Source organism: Ruegeria sp. PrR005, assembly GCF_010500245.1.
Classification (GTDB): Bacteria; Pseudomonadota; Alphaproteobacteria; order Rhodobacterales; family Rhodobacteraceae; genus Ruegeria_B; species Ruegeria_B marisflavi.
On the sequence record NZ_JAAGOX010000056.1, the window covers coordinates 57117 to 70509 of the forward strand.

13 protein-coding genes are annotated in these 13393 nt (G+C 63.7%); 4 read left to right on the forward strand and 9 right to left on the reverse strand.

Features of this window, described 5'->3' with window-relative positions:
* Nucleotides 1-36 precede the first annotated feature (36 nt).
* The gene (locus G0P99_RS22730; protein WP_164132783.1) at nt 37-2082 is read right to left on the reverse strand and encodes an FAD-dependent oxidoreductase; all 2046 of its coding nucleotides are present in this window, start codon (nt 2080-2082) and stop codon (nt 37-39) included.
* A gap of 102 nt (nt 2083-2184) precedes the next feature.
* On the opposite strand from G0P99_RS22730, the gene paaG reads away from it, so the two are divergent.
* Genes paaG through G0P99_RS22750 form a run of 4 tightly spaced genes read left to right on the forward strand, consistent with a single transcriptional unit; the run spans nt 2185 to nt 5327 of the window.
* Nucleotides 2185-2970: a 2-(1,2-epoxy-1,2-dihydrophenyl)acetyl-CoA isomerase PaaG gene (gene paaG / locus G0P99_RS22735; protein WP_164132784.1), complete on the forward strand. Its 786-nt coding sequence runs from the start codon at nt 2185-2187 to the stop codon at nt 2968-2970.
* A 2-nt stretch (nt 2971-2972) separates the two neighbouring features.
* Nucleotides 2973-3401, forward strand: coding sequence for a hydroxyphenylacetyl-CoA thioesterase PaaI (gene paaI / locus G0P99_RS22740; RefSeq protein ID WP_164132785.1), 429 nt, complete (start codon nt 2973-2975; stop codon nt 3399-3401).
* Nucleotides 3402-3416: 15 nt separating this feature from the next.
* Entirely contained in the window at nt 3417-4727 is a 1311-nt protein-coding gene (paaK, locus tag G0P99_RS22745; RefSeq protein ID WP_164132786.1) for a phenylacetate--CoA ligase PaaK, read from the forward strand.
* 3 nt (nt 4728-4730) lie between these two features.
* Nucleotides 4731-5327: a TetR/AcrR family transcriptional regulator gene (locus G0P99_RS22750; protein WP_164132787.1), complete on the forward strand. Its 597-nt coding sequence runs from the start codon at nt 4731-4733 to the stop codon at nt 5325-5327.
* Between the two features lie 238 nt (nt 5328-5565).
* Here G0P99_RS22750 and G0P99_RS22755 read toward each other — a convergent pair whose 3' ends face one another.
* The 8 genes from G0P99_RS22755 to pcaF form a co-directional block, all read right to left on the reverse strand.
* Nucleotides 5566-7209 carry an OmpA family protein gene (locus tag G0P99_RS22755; protein ID WP_164132788.1) on the reverse strand — a complete coding sequence of 548 codons (1644 nt, stop codon included), beginning with the start codon at nt 7207-7209 and terminating at the stop codon, nt 5566-5568.
* 356 nt (nt 7210-7565) lie between these two features.
* Nucleotides 7566-8324 carry a Phenylacetic acid catabolic protein gene (locus G0P99_RS22760; protein ID WP_164132789.1) on the reverse strand — a complete coding sequence of 253 codons (759 nt, stop codon included), beginning with the start codon at nt 8322-8324 and terminating at the stop codon, nt 7566-7568.
* Nucleotides 8325-8334: 10 nt separating this feature from the next.
* Nucleotides 8335-9408, reverse strand: coding sequence for a 1,2-phenylacetyl-CoA epoxidase subunit PaaE (gene paaE / locus G0P99_RS22765; RefSeq protein ID WP_164132790.1), 1074 nt, complete (start codon nt 9406-9408; stop codon nt 8335-8337).
* A 10-nt stretch (nt 9409-9418) separates the two neighbouring features.
* Nucleotides 9419-9880, reverse strand: a complete 462-nt coding sequence (gene paaD / locus G0P99_RS22770; RefSeq protein WP_164132791.1) for a 1,2-phenylacetyl-CoA epoxidase subunit PaaD — start codon at nt 9878-9880, stop codon at nt 9419-9421.
* A gap of 4 nt (nt 9881-9884) precedes the next feature.
* Nucleotides 9885-10646 carry a 1,2-phenylacetyl-CoA epoxidase subunit PaaC gene (gene paaC / locus G0P99_RS22775; protein WP_164132792.1) on the reverse strand — a complete coding sequence of 254 codons (762 nt, stop codon included), beginning with the start codon at nt 10644-10646 and terminating at the stop codon, nt 9885-9887.
* Nucleotides 10646-10930, reverse strand: a complete 285-nt coding sequence (gene paaB, locus G0P99_RS22780) for a 1,2-phenylacetyl-CoA epoxidase subunit PaaB (RefSeq protein WP_011046505.1) — start codon at nt 10928-10930, stop codon at nt 10646-10648. The genes paaC and paaB overlap by 1 nt, the downstream gene beginning before the upstream one ends.
* A 93-nt stretch (nt 10931-11023) precedes the next feature.
* Entirely contained in the window at nt 11024-12016 is a 993-nt protein-coding gene (gene paaA, locus G0P99_RS22785) for a 1,2-phenylacetyl-CoA epoxidase subunit PaaA (RefSeq protein ID WP_164132793.1), read from the reverse strand.
* A 15-nt stretch (nt 12017-12031) separates the two neighbouring features.
* Complete coding sequence (pcaF, locus tag G0P99_RS22790; RefSeq protein WP_164132902.1) at nt 12032-13234, reverse strand: 3-oxoadipyl-CoA thiolase; 1203 nt, start codon at nt 13232-13234, stop codon at nt 12032-12034.
* Between the last annotated feature and the right edge of the window lie 159 nt (nt 13235-13393).

Sequence of the window (13393 nt, forward strand, 5' to 3'; positions counted from 1 at the left end):
TGCGTTAATGGTCCTTTTTGTAACCATCAACGGCGGTTAGATTTCTTCTGTTGGGTTTCCCCCTGTCGCCAAGACCCACGATCCGGGGCTTTCGGTGGCAACCAATTCCATGATTTCCATGGTTTTTTTCCAGCCCTGCATCCGGGCCAGATGCATCGGCCCGCCCCGGTGCCGGGGAAAACCGTATCCATGCAGTTGCACCATATCGACATCCTCGGCGCGCTCGGCGATGCCTTCGGAAACGATTCGCGCGCCTTCGTTGGCGAGCACCGCAAGCAGGCGCTGGGCGATCTCTTCGGCGCTGAACGGGCGACGGGTGATGCCCCGTTTGGACGAATAGTCGACGATCAGCGCCTCGATCTCGGGGTCGCGGTCCGGGGAACGCGATCCTTCGGCATAGCGGTACCAGCCCTTGCCGCTGCGCTGGCCCAGCCGGTCCATCTCGCAGAGCGTATCGGCGATGCGCTCATAGCGCTCGGCGGGGTCGCGGATGGCCGCTTGCCGCTTGCGGTTGGCCCAGGCGATTTGCAGCCCGGTCAGGTCCTGCAACTCGAATGGCCCCATCGGCAGACCCTGCGCCCGCATCGCGGCGTCCACCTCATGCGGCAGGGCGCCGTCGGCCAGCAGGTATTCCGCCTCGCGCCGATAGGCGGCCAGCATCCGGTTACCGATGAACCCGTCGCAGATGCCTGACAGGACCGAGACCTTGCGCAGCCGCTTGCCCAGGGCAAAGCCGGTGGCCAGCACCTCGGGCGCGGTATCGGGGGTTTTGACGATTTCGAGCAGCTTCATCACATGCGCCGGGCTGAAGAAATGCAAGCCCAGGCAGCGCGCCGGGTTCGGGATACCGGCAAAGATCAGTTGCGGATCGAGGTAGGAGGTGTTGGTGGCCAGAATGGCGTCGGGGCGCATCACAGCAGCCAGATCGGCAAAGACCGCGCGCTTGACCTCCAGATCCTCGAACACCGCTTCGATGGCCAGATCGGCATCGGATGCACCCGCATAGGTGTCGGTGGTGGCGAGCTGCGCCAGCATGTCGGTCTCGGCACTGGGGCTGATCTTGCCGCGCTTGACGCCCGCCGCGACCAGCCCGGCAACCCGTTCCTGCGCAGCTTGGGCTGCTGCTGTATCACGTTCGATGACGGTAACTGACAGACCGCCGCTGAGACAGGCCATGGCGATCCCGGCGCCCATGAGCCCGCCGCCGACAATGGCAACACGGCTCAGATCGCGCGGGGCGACCCCGGCGATGGCATCGGGTCGGGCGACAAGGCGCTCGGCAAAGAAGGCATAGCGCAGGGCGCGGCTTTCGTCGGACTGGCGCAATTCCAGATGCAGGGCGCGTTCGCGCGGCTGGCCCTGGTCAAAGGGCAGGGCGGCCCATTGCAGCGCGTCGAGATTGTGCAGCGGTGCGGCACGGCCTTTGGCCGCTTTGATCAGGGCGCGTTTGGTCTCGGCAAGTGTCTCGGTGTCCAGTGCCTTTACCTGCCGCAGCCGGGTCTTTTCCGGGCGCGGCGGCAGATCATTGGCAAAAGCCTGTGCGGCGGCCCGCAGATCGCCCTCGGCAATCTGGTCGAGCCCTCCCAGCGCCAGCATCTGTTCGGCGCCCAGCATCTTGCCCGAACAGGCCATGTCGATGGCCGCATGCATCCCGATCAGGCGCGGCGCGCGTTGGGTGCCGCCCGCGCCGGGGATCAGGCCCACATTGACCTCGGGCAGGCCGAATTTGGTGCCGGGCGTGGCGATGCGCCAGGCGCAGGCCAGCGCGATCTCGAACCCGCCGCCCAGAACGGTGCCATGCATTGCCGCGACAAACGGTGTTGCGCTGTCCTCGATCATCTGCACCACGTCGGGCAGATGTGGCTCCTCGGCCGGGCGGTCGAACTCGGTCATGTCGCCGCCCGCGACAAAGGTGCGGCCGGCGCAGGTCAGGATCGCGACCCGCGCGCCCTGCACCTCGGCCACCGCACGGGCCAGCCCCGCACGTACCGGGGTCGAGGTTGCGTTGACCGGCGGGCTGTCGATCTCGACCCAGGCGATATCGCCCTCGCGCCTTACCGACACCACCTCGTTCTTGCCCATCGCTCCGCCTCCACCGGTCGAGAATCAATTGCGAAGAATTTATTGACCAACCGTTCGGTTTATGCAAGATGGTTGTTGAAACATTCGCAAAGCGGGGCGGAGATGAGCGATACGATTCTTGCGCAAGATCATGGGAACTGGGTGGAAATCACGCTGAACCGCCCGGATCGGCTGAACAGCTTCACCGACGAGATGCACCTGGCGCTGCGCGCCGCGCTGGAGGCTGCGCGCGACAATGGCGCCCGTGCGGTGCTGCTCACCGGGGCCGGGCGCGGGTTCTGCGCCGGTCAGGACCTGGGCGACCGCGATCCGTCGAAAATGGATGGCCCACCCGATCTGGGCTATACCGTGCGCACCTTTTATGCGCCTTTGGTGCGGCTCATCCGCTCGCTCGATTTCCCGGTGATCTGCGCCGTCAACGGCGTGGCCGCGGGGGCGGGCGCCAATATCGCGCTGGCCTGCGACATCGTTCTGGCTGGCGAAAGCGCCAAGTTCATCCAGTCCTTTGCCAAGGTCGGGCTGATCCCCGATACCGGCGGCTCGTGGCACCTGCCACGCCTGTTGGGCGAGGCGCGCGCCAAGGGGCTGGCGCTGACCGCACAACCCTTACCCGCGAAACAGGCCGAGGACTGGGGCCTGATCTGGAAGGCGCTGCCTGACGACCAGTTGATGACCGAGGCCCGCGCCATGGCCGAACATTTCGCCAATGGCCCGACGCTGGGCTTTGGCCTGACCAAGCGCTGCATTCAGGCGGCCTGTGTCGACACGCTCGAAGATCATCTTGAACTCGAGGCCGATGCCATGAAAACCTGTGGTGAAAGTGCCGACTATGCCGAGGGCGTCAGTGCCTTTCTGGAAAAGCGCGCGCCAAAGTTTCAGGGTAAGTGAGCATGACACCAAAAGAACGGGCGGAACGGTCGGCTGCGGCCATGTGGTCGGACGACAACGCCTCGAAATGGGCGGGGATGGAGATTACCCGTGTCGACGAGGGGCTGGCCGTGCTCGAGATGACCGTCGCGGCACACCATTGCAACGGGCATGGCATCTGCCACGGCGGCGTGACCTTCATGCTGGCCGACAGCGCCTTTGCCTTTGCCTGCAACAGCCGCAACCAGTCGACCGTCGCCCAGCACAACGTGATCAGCTATATTGCGCCGGGCCAATTGGGCGACCGGCTGACCGCCACTGCGTCTGAGGTCAGCCTGACCGGGCGCAGCGGTATCTACGACGTGAAAGTGACCAACCAGAACGGCCATACCATCGCTGAATTCCGGGGCATGTCCCGGGCGATCAAGGGCCGGCTGTTCGACGAGGATTAAGGCGAGGAGGACGTCATGAAGGACCTGAGCCCCAAGAAAGAAGACCTGGATCCGATCGAGATTGCCTCGATCGACGAGATCCGCGCATTGCAGCTGGACCGCCTGAAATGGTCCTTGCGCCATGCCTATGACAACGTGCCGATGTACAAGAAGCGGTTCGACGAGGCGGGCGTGCACCCCGACGACCTGAACACGCTGGCGGATCTCGCCAAGTTCCCGTTCACCTACAAGAACGACCTGCGCGACAACTATCCGTTTGGCCTCTTTGCCGTGCCGCGCGAGCAGATCATCCGCCTGCATGCCTCTTCGGGCACCACGGGCAAGCCGACGGTGGTGGGTTACACCGCCAATGACATTTCGAACTGGGCCGATCTGGTGGCGCGCTCCTTGCGCGCGGCGGGTCTGCGCAAGGGCGACATGATCCACAACGCCTATGGCTATGGTCTGTTCACCGGGGGCCTTGGCGCCCATTACGGGATCGAGCGGCTGGGCGCCACCGTGGTGCCGATGTCGGGCGGCCAGACCGAGAAACAGGTGGGCCTGATCACCGATTTCAAACCCACCGGCATCATGGTGACCCCGTCCTATATGCTCAACATCCTTGAGCAGTACCACAAGGTCGGCATGGACCCGCGCGAAAGCTCGCTCCAGGTGGGTGTATTCGGTGCCGAACCCTGGACCGACGCCATGCGCAAGGAGGTCGAAGAGGCGTTTGACATGCATGCGGTCGATATCTACGGCCTGTCCGAGATCATGGGGCCGGGTGTCGCCAATGAATGCGTCGAGACCAAGGATGGCCCGGTGATCTGGGAGGATCACTTCCTGCCCGAGATCATCGACCCGGTCACCGGCGAGGTGCTGCCCGATGGCGAGATGGGCGAATTGGTGTTCACCACGCTGACCAAGGAAGGCCTGCCGATGGTGCGCTATCGCACCCGCGACCTGACCCGGCTGCTGCCGGGCACCGCGCGGTCGATGCGGCGGATGGAAAAGATTACCGGTCGCAGCGACGACATGATCATCCTGCGCGGCGTCAATGTCTTTCCCAGCCAGGTCGAGGAACAGGTGATGGCCACCGGCGGCCTTGCGCCGCACTACCAGATCGAGCTGTACAAGGCCGGTCGCATGGACGCGATGCGCGTCTATGTCGAGGCGCTGCCGACCATGACCGACGAGCTCAGCAAGACCGCCGCCGCGCGGATGCTGACCAAGCGGATCAAGGACATTGTTGGCGTTTCGACCGAGATTGTTGTAGGCAATCCCGGAGATGTCGAACGCAGCCAGGGCAAGGCCAAGCGCGTCGTCGACAACCGCGACAAGGAGTAGGGTTTGGCCCGGACGATTGCCAAGGACCACGATCAGAAGCGCGCCCAGATATTGAAGTCTGCGGCGCGCGTCTTCGCGCGCGAAGGGTTCGACCGCGCCTCGATGACCCAGCTTGCGCGCGAATGCGGGATATCGAAGGCCAATATCTATCACTATTACGACAGCAAGGATGCGATCCTGTTCGACATCCTCGAAACCTATCTGCATGACCTGCGCGACCGCATCTGCGGGATCGAAATCGAAGGGCTGAGCGGGCCGCAGCGGTTGCATACCGTGGTGCGAGAGATTCTGCTGGCCTATCAGGGCGTGGATGACGAACACCGGGTGCAGACCAGCGGCATGTCGGCCCTGCCTGCCGAGCAGCAGAAACAGCTGCGCGGCTATCAGCGCGACATGATCGGGTTTCTCAGCAATATCCTGAACGGCATCGCGCCCGAGACCTTTGCCGGCAACCCGGGCAAGCTGCGCGGCGCCACCATGTCGGTCTTTGGCATGCTGAACTGGTATTACATGTGGAATTCCGGCGCCGACACCGCCGCACGCGAGGACTATGCCCGCATGGTCAGCGATTTGACGCTGCACGGCCTCAAGGGGCTTTGACCAGTACATCCCGGTTGCGTTTCAGGTGGTTTCGTTCGCGCATTGGATCATCATGACGCTCGATTGATGGCGCTTCTGACCCCTTCGCACGCCGGACAAGAAAACCGAGGTGCCAGAGCCCCCCGGTTCAGATGGCTCAACCGTGCTAAGCTGGTTTCCCACCAAGGGTCGAAGCCCGATTGACGTGCTGATGCAACCGGCAGGATCTCCCCGCCGGTTGCGCAAGCCTGTATCGGCCCTATCCGTCGGCATATCCCAGCAATTGGGTGATGCGGCGAACGGCGACACGGCGGTTGGCGCGTTCGGCGGCCAGGGTGCTGACGGCCAGATCGCTTTCACCATAGCCTTGGACCACCATGTTTTCAGGCGGAACGTCAAAATACTCGGTGAGGGCGAGCGCCACGGTCTCGGCCCGACGGTCCGACAGCGCGAGGTTATAGGTCGCAGCCCCGACCGCGTCGGTATGGCCTTCGATCAGGAACACCTCGCTTGGATTGCGATCAATCATCTTGCGCAAAGCGTTGCCCAAAGCCGCGAGTTCCTCGGCCTCTTGCGGACGGATCACCGAGGAGCCGGTGTCGAAATTGACCGAATCCACGTTGATCATCGGGGTAAGACGGCGCACCGCGTCGATGTTGCGGATTTGCGCCAGCGAAAAGCGGCGACCCACGGTCTGGGACTGCTGAGCGGCCAGTGCGGCCGCCAGATCCTCGGCCGAAACTTTGTCGGTGCTGGACACCGCGCGCCGGTTCTTCTGCACTTGCGGCAGTTCGTCGACAACGACCTTCTCGGCGACTTGCGTATCGTCGAACAAGACCACGCTACGACCGTCCGGCAAAAGTTTGCTGCGGCGCAGGACACGCCCGTCGGCGGACCGGATGGTTTCCACCTCAACCCCGTTCTCGCGTGCCACAACCGTCCGGGTCGAGCCGTCCTGGAACTTGTAGGTGGTCACGTTCGAACCCGGCTGGCGCAGCAACGCGTCGTCGTCCTTGAGAACGCGATACTGACCGTTCTGTTCGATCACGGCGCGGTCGCCCGAGTTGGACACCACCTTGCCACCATTGTTCAGCAACTGGCCGATGGCCAGCGCGCCGAGGCCGATCAGCGCGTCGCGCTGCCAGTTCGAGTTGTCGCCGCTGCTACCGGAGCTGGTCTGCGGGGCGCTGACGATCGCCTTGGCGCCGGCGTCGGCCCGTGTTTCGAATTCCTCGTCCGAGCTGCGGGCGGTTTCTTCGGTGATCAGTTCCTTGGTCACCTCGGCGTCGCCGTCCGCACCGGTACCAGCGGCCACGGCGGCAGCCGCTGCGACATCGCTTGTGGATTCCGCAAGGGCGTCCGCCTGGGCCTGACTGTCCTGTTCAACCAGTTCGGGGTTGTCGGTCACGCTGCCGGCAGGCTCTTGAGCCTGGGCAAGGTCCTTGGCGATCTCGGCGGCGCTGGTGCCGGGGTCTGCCGAACTGCCGGTTGCAGCCGACTGGTCCGATGTTGCCGTGGCCGCGTCTTCGCTGGCCTCAGCCTGTTCCGCCTGTGTGGTTGCAGTCGCCTCTGTACCGGCGCCGACATCTGCAAGCACGGTTGTCGACCGCATATCTTCGGGCAGGACCTGGTCAAAGACACCGGTCTCGTACGCCATGCAGAACTGGGCGATCTTGCCACTCCCCTCATCGGCGTCCTGATCGGTACCCGGTTTCCTTTGCCGTTTTTCAGCGCGCTTCCAGCAGCGATCAATCAAATCGCCAACGTCTTCATTCGGCATTTGCATCAGCTGCATGAGTTCAATCTGCTTGTTCCCCTTGCCCTGCGACAGGGCTGGCAGCGGCACCACCAGCGAGATCACTACTGCCAGAGCCGTAGATGACTTGAAAATACCCGGTTTCATTTCGGTTCCTTCCTTGTTCGGCATTTGGCCATGGAAGGAGAACTGTCCAGCACGGAAAAAGTTGCGCGCGAAACGGCAGAAACTATGGGCGCAAACGACAAGGGCGGGCTCGATCCGGCGATTTCCCGCCGGTCAACGCCACACGATAAGCGTCGGATCGCTCAAGACTTGATCAAAGGATGTCGCAGGGAAACAAAGGTGCGGAACCGATTATGGGGTGGGGCGGCGGATTTCGTTTGCGTGCGCCTGCACCTGTTGCCTGCCCATCGGGCCGCATCGTGGTCGGTTTCGGGAACGGCCCACAGGGCCGATCCCGTTTTTCCGCAGCGGGGCGTTCGGGACGCCCCGGCGGGATATCAGGGGCGTTTCAGGCCCAGGCTTTCAAGCAGGTTGGCGGCCTCGGCCTCCCAGCGGGTGCGCATTTCGGCATTGCCGGTGCGGCGCAGGCCCATGGCGCGCAGTGCCTCGGTCCGCCCGGCGCTGCCGGTGCCAAAGCTGGCCGCGACGCGCGGCCACCAGTAGTTGGCAGAGGCTTGCAAGGTTTCGGCGCCACCCTCTTCGACCAGCTTTGCCGCGCCTTCCAGCGCCAGCTCGCCATGCCGGGTCTCGATCGGGGCAATGGTGCGGAACGCCTCGGCCAGCGGCTGGTACGAGATCATGGTGAAATCGGCCAGCTGCACCACCACGGCGCGTGCCATCAACAGGTTCATCATCACCGCGTCAGCCCAGCCCTGGATAGGGTAGTTGAACACTGCCAGGCGCATGTCCTGCTCGGTCCGGGCGGCGCCGATATCGGCATCCCGCTCCAGCCGCGCGGTCCACGGGTGATGGTTGGCATAGCGCTGTGTATCGGCCCCGAACTCGCCCATGATCCGCAGCACGCGGTCGGCATTGTCGGTCTTTTCCAGCACGATCTTGGCGGCGGCGATCCGCTCCTTGATGCCCGGACCCTGGTTGATGATGTCGGCAAACCCCGCCGCACCGGCCAGTTCGCTGTCCACGAAGGTGGCCATCAGTTTCATCAGCTCGGCGCGATAGCGCGCGGGCACGTTGGTTGGGTTGGTCAGCATCCCGCCAGCGGCGAGATAGCTGTCGATCGTCATATCTTCGGCCATGTCTCTCTCCTCACTGGTCGTAGTCGACAACGACATTGTCGGTCAGCGGATAGGCCTGACAGCTGAGCACATAGCCCTTCTCGACCTCGTAATCCTCAAGCGCGTGGTTGGCGACCATTTCGACCTCGCCTTCCAGCACCCTACAGCGACATGTTGAACAAACTCCTGCCTTGCAGGCATAGGGCGCATCCAGGCTGTTTTGCAGGGCCGCATCCAGGATCGACATGTCCTTGGGCATGTCAAAGCTCTGGGTCGAGCCGTCCAGCGTGACGGCGGCGCGGGTCTGGTTGGCACCTGTTGCCGCCTCGGTCGAGACCGCCTTGCGCTTGGCCCGGCCCGGCTGGGCACTGGCAAAGAGTTCGAACTTGATCTGCGCATCGTTCAGCCCGTGCGAGCGAAGTGCTGCGGCAATGCCCAGCATCATCGGCTCAGGCCCGCAGATAAACGCGGTGTCGACATGCTGGATGTCGATCCAGTGCTCGAACAGCTGGCCGCATTTCTCTTCGGTCACCAGACCGGTGAACAGCTCGATCTCCTGCGCATCCGTTTCCAGGATATGCAGCACGTTGAACCGGCCCATGTAGAGGTTCTTGAGATCCTCCAGCTCCTCGCGGAACATGATCGTGTTCACGCCCTTGTTGGCATAGACCAGGGTGAACTGCGACCGGGGCTCGCGCGCCAGCGTCGTCTTGATGATCGACAGCACCGGCGTGATGCCCGAGCCGCCGGCAAAGCCCAGATACTGTTTCTCGGCACCGGGATCGAGTGGGGTGTGAAAGCCCCCCATCGGCGGTATCGCCTGAACAGTATCGCCTACCTTCAGCTCTTCGTTGGCCCATGTCGAGAAGGCGCCGCCATCGACGCGCTTGATCCCGATCTGGAGCACACCATCATCCTTGCCCGAACAGATCGAGTAGGAGCGGCGCAGTTCCTCGCCGTCAAACGCGCGGCGAAAGGTCAGGTATTGGCCTTGGGTGAAATCGAATTCGCTGGCCGCGCCATTGGCGGGTTTCAGCGTGACCACGACAGCGTCGCGGATCGTCTTGTGGATGTCGGTGACTTCCAGATCGTGAAAGCGTGCCATCCGGTCCTCCTCAGATACATTTGAAATAGTCGAAGGGTTCCAGGCAGTCGGTACAGCGCCAATGGGCCTTGCACGGGGTCGAGCCGAACTGGCTCACCTTTTCGACCGCCTTGCTGCCGCAGCGCGGACAGCGTTCGGGGCCGCCGGCGGGGCGGGGCGGGGCGATGCCGTATTCCTCCAGCTTCACCTTGCCCTTGTCGCTCAGCCAGTCGGTGGTCCAGGCGGGGGAAATCTGGGTCTTGACCCGGATATCCCGGATACCCCGGTCGCGCAGCGCGGTCTCGATATCCATCGAGATGATCGAGGTCGCGGGGCAGCCCGAATAGGTGGGGGTGACGGTCACGGTCAGTGTCTCCCCCTCCCAGGCGACATCGCGCACGATGCCCAGATCGACGACCGAGATCACGGGGATCTCGGGGTCTGGAACGGCGTCGAGCCAATCCCAGACCTGCTGTTCCGACGGTTGTGCCATGGGCTTACCAGCGTGCGCCGGGATAGGCGCGTTGCAGCCATTGCATGCTGGTCAAGAGATGGCCCAGATGCTCGGTATGCATGCGTCCGTCGCGGCCGCCCTTGTGGGCGAAACCCGATTTCGGGATGCTCAGTGTCGCCTCGGCCATGACCTCGGCCATGATCGCGTCGTAATCGGCGCGCAGGCTGGCCGGATCGGGAGCAATGCCCGCCGCGACCATCTCTGCATCCACCGCGTCGCCGGTGAACAGCTCGCCCACGTAAGGCCAGAGGTAATCCAGCGCCTCTTGCATGCGCGCATGGCTTTCCTCGGTGCCGTCGCCCAGGCCGATCACCGTGTCGCGCGAGCGTTCCACGTGATAGGTGACCTCTTTCACCGCCTTTTCGGCGATGGCGGCGACACGCTCGTCCGAGGACCCCTTGAGCCGCTCAAGCATCAGCTTGTGCCAGCTGTCGAACAGGAACTGGCGCATAAGGGTGCGGCCGAAATCGCCGTTCGGCACCTCGACCAGCAGCGCGTTGCGGAAATCCCAGGCGTCGCGGAGAAAGGCCAGGTCGTCGGCGCTCTTGCCTTCGCCCTGAACTTCGCCGGCGAGGGCCAGCCACATCTGCGTCTGGCCGATCAGGTCCAGCGCGGTGTTGGCCAGCGCGATATCCTCCTCCAGCACCGGTGCGTGACCGCACCACTCGCTGACCCGGTGGCCAAGGACCAGGGTGTTGTCACCCATCCTGAGCAAGAATTGCAGGAATGCTTCGTCGCGGGTCATTACATGGCCCCCACTTCTTCGGGAATGTCGAAGAAGGTCGGGTGACGATAGACCTTGCTCTCGCTGGGCTCGTAGAGCGGGCCCTTGTCGCTGGGCGAGCTGGCGGCGACATGCTGCGCCTCGACCACCCAGATGCTGACGCCTTCGTTGCGGCGGGTATAGACGTCGCGGGCGTTCTTGATCGCCATTGCCGCGTCGGGGGCGTGCAGGCTGCCCACATGGCGGTGGCTCATGCCGTGCTGGCCGCGGATAAAGATTTCCCACAGGGGCCATTCGTTTTTCATCAGTCGATCTCCTCCTGACTGGGCGCGGGGCAAGAACCCGGTGGCAATATCCCGGAGCCGCGCGCTGCGATGCTTTGCGTTTTGTCTTCGGTCTTACTCGGCCGCCATACGGGCGGCAGCTTTCTTGCGGGAATGGGCCAGCAAGCCGTCGCGCACCCATTGGCCGTCGTCCCAGGCCTTGCGGCGGGCCGCCAGGCGGTCGGTGTTGCAGGGGCCGTTGCCCTTGATCACGTTGAAGAATTCCGACCAGTCCGGATCCGAGAAATCGTAGTGGCCGCGCTCTTCGTTCCATTTGATGCCGGGGTCGGGCAGGTCCAGACCCAGATACAGGATCTGCGGCACCGTCTGATCCACGAACTGCTGGCGCAGCTCGTCGTTCGACTTCACCTTGATCTTCCAGGCCATCGACTGTTCCGAGTGGGTCGACTCGCTGTCATTGGGTCCGAACATCATGATCGCCGGGAACCACAGGCGGTTGACGGCGTCCTGTGCCATCTTCTTCTGCTCGGGTGTACCAAAGGCCATCGCCATGATCGCGTGATAACCCTGCCGCGCGTGAAAGCTCTCTTCCTTGCAGATGCGGATCATCGCCCGGCTGTAAGGTCCGTAAGAGGTGCGCTGCAAGGCCACCTGGTTGACGATGGCAGCGCCATCGACCAGCCAGCCCACCGCACCGATATCGGCCCAGTTCAGCGTCGGATAGTTGAAGATCGAGGAATACTTCATCCGACCTTCGTGCAGCAGGTTGATCAGCTCGTCCCGGCTTTCGCCCAGGGTCTCGGCCGCAGAGTAGAGGTAGAGCCCGTGGCCCGCCTCGTCCTGCACCTTGGCCAGCAGGATCGCCTTGCGCTCCAGCGTCGGCGCGCGGGTGATCCAGTTGCCTTCGGGCAGCTGGCCGACAACCTCGGAATGGGCGTGCTGGCCGATCTGGCGGATCAGGGTGCGGCGGTAATCGTCCGGCATCCAGTCCTTGGGTTCGATCTTGATGTCATTGTCGATCTTGTCCTGGAACGCGCGTTCCTCGTCGGACATGTCCTCGCGGGACTTCACACCATCGCTGGCGGTCTTGATCATCTGCGCATACATTCGGGTTCTCCTCCCTTACACACGTTCCAGGATCAGGGCGGCGCCCTGACCAACTCCGACGCACATGGTGCAGAGCGCATAGCGTCCGCCGGTGCGTTTCAACTGATAGGCCGCGGTCATCACCAGACGCGCGCCCGACATGCCCAGCGGGTGGCCGATGGCGATGGCGCCGCCGTTGGGGTTCACATGCGGCGCATCGTCGGCAACCCCCAGCGCCCGCAGGGTGGCAAGTCCCTGCGAAGCGAAGGCTTCGTTCAACTCTATCACATCCATCTGCTCGATGGTGAGCCCCGCGCGCGCAAGTACCTTGCGGCTGGCGGGAACCGGCCCGATGCCCATCACGCGCGGCTCGACGCCTGCGACCGACATACCCACCACGCGGGCGATGGGGGTCAGGCCGTTCTTGGTGGCCGTAGCCTCGTTGGCCATCAGGATTGCAGCGGCACCGTCATTGACGCCCGAGGCATTGCCTGCGGTCACACTCTTGTCGGGGCCGTTCACACCCTTCAGCTTGCCCAACTGCTCGGCGCTGGTGCCGGGGCGGGGGTGTTCGTCTGTATCCACCACGATGGCATCGCCCTTGCGCTGGGGGATGGTCACGGGGGTGATCTCGTCGCCAAAGACGCCAGCCGCATGGGCAGCCGCCCAGCGGGCCTGGCTGCGGGCGGCGAATGCGTCCTGATCGGCGCGCGAGATGTCGTAATCCTCGGCCACGTTGTCGGCGGTCTGCGGCATCGAGTCGGTGCCGTACATCTGGTGCATTTTCTTGTTGATGAAACGCCAGCCGATGGTGGTGTCATAGACCGCGTTATCGCGGGTAAAGGCGCTGGTGGCCTTGGGCATCACGAAAGGGGCCCGGCTCATGCTCTCGACACCGCCGGCAACGACCATGTCGTAGTCGCCGGCCTTGATGGCGCGGGCGGCCATGCCGACCGCGTCCATGCCGCTGGCGCAGAGGCGGTTCACCGTGGTGCCGGGCACGTCGACCGGAAGCCCGGCCAGCAGAGCGGCCATACGCGCAACGTTGCGGTTGCTTTCACCGGCCTGGTTGGCATCGCCATAGATCACATCGTCAAGGCTGGCCCAGTCCACCTGCGGGTTGCGCGCGACCAGGGCGGCCAGCGGCACGGCGGCCAGATCGTCGGTGCGTACCTGGCTCAGGGCGCCACCATAGCGTCCGATCGGGGTGCGCTGCGCGTCGCAGATGAATGCGTCCATGGTCATGTTCTCTCCGTCTCCTCCGCCACCATTAGGTGACCGCTTGGTCGGGTAATACGTGGGAAAATGATTCGCGGCAAGATAAATGTAACGAAAAACCTATCTCTGGGAAAAATCGGTAACATGACTGGGCTTGAAAAGGAAAAGGGCCCGGTGACC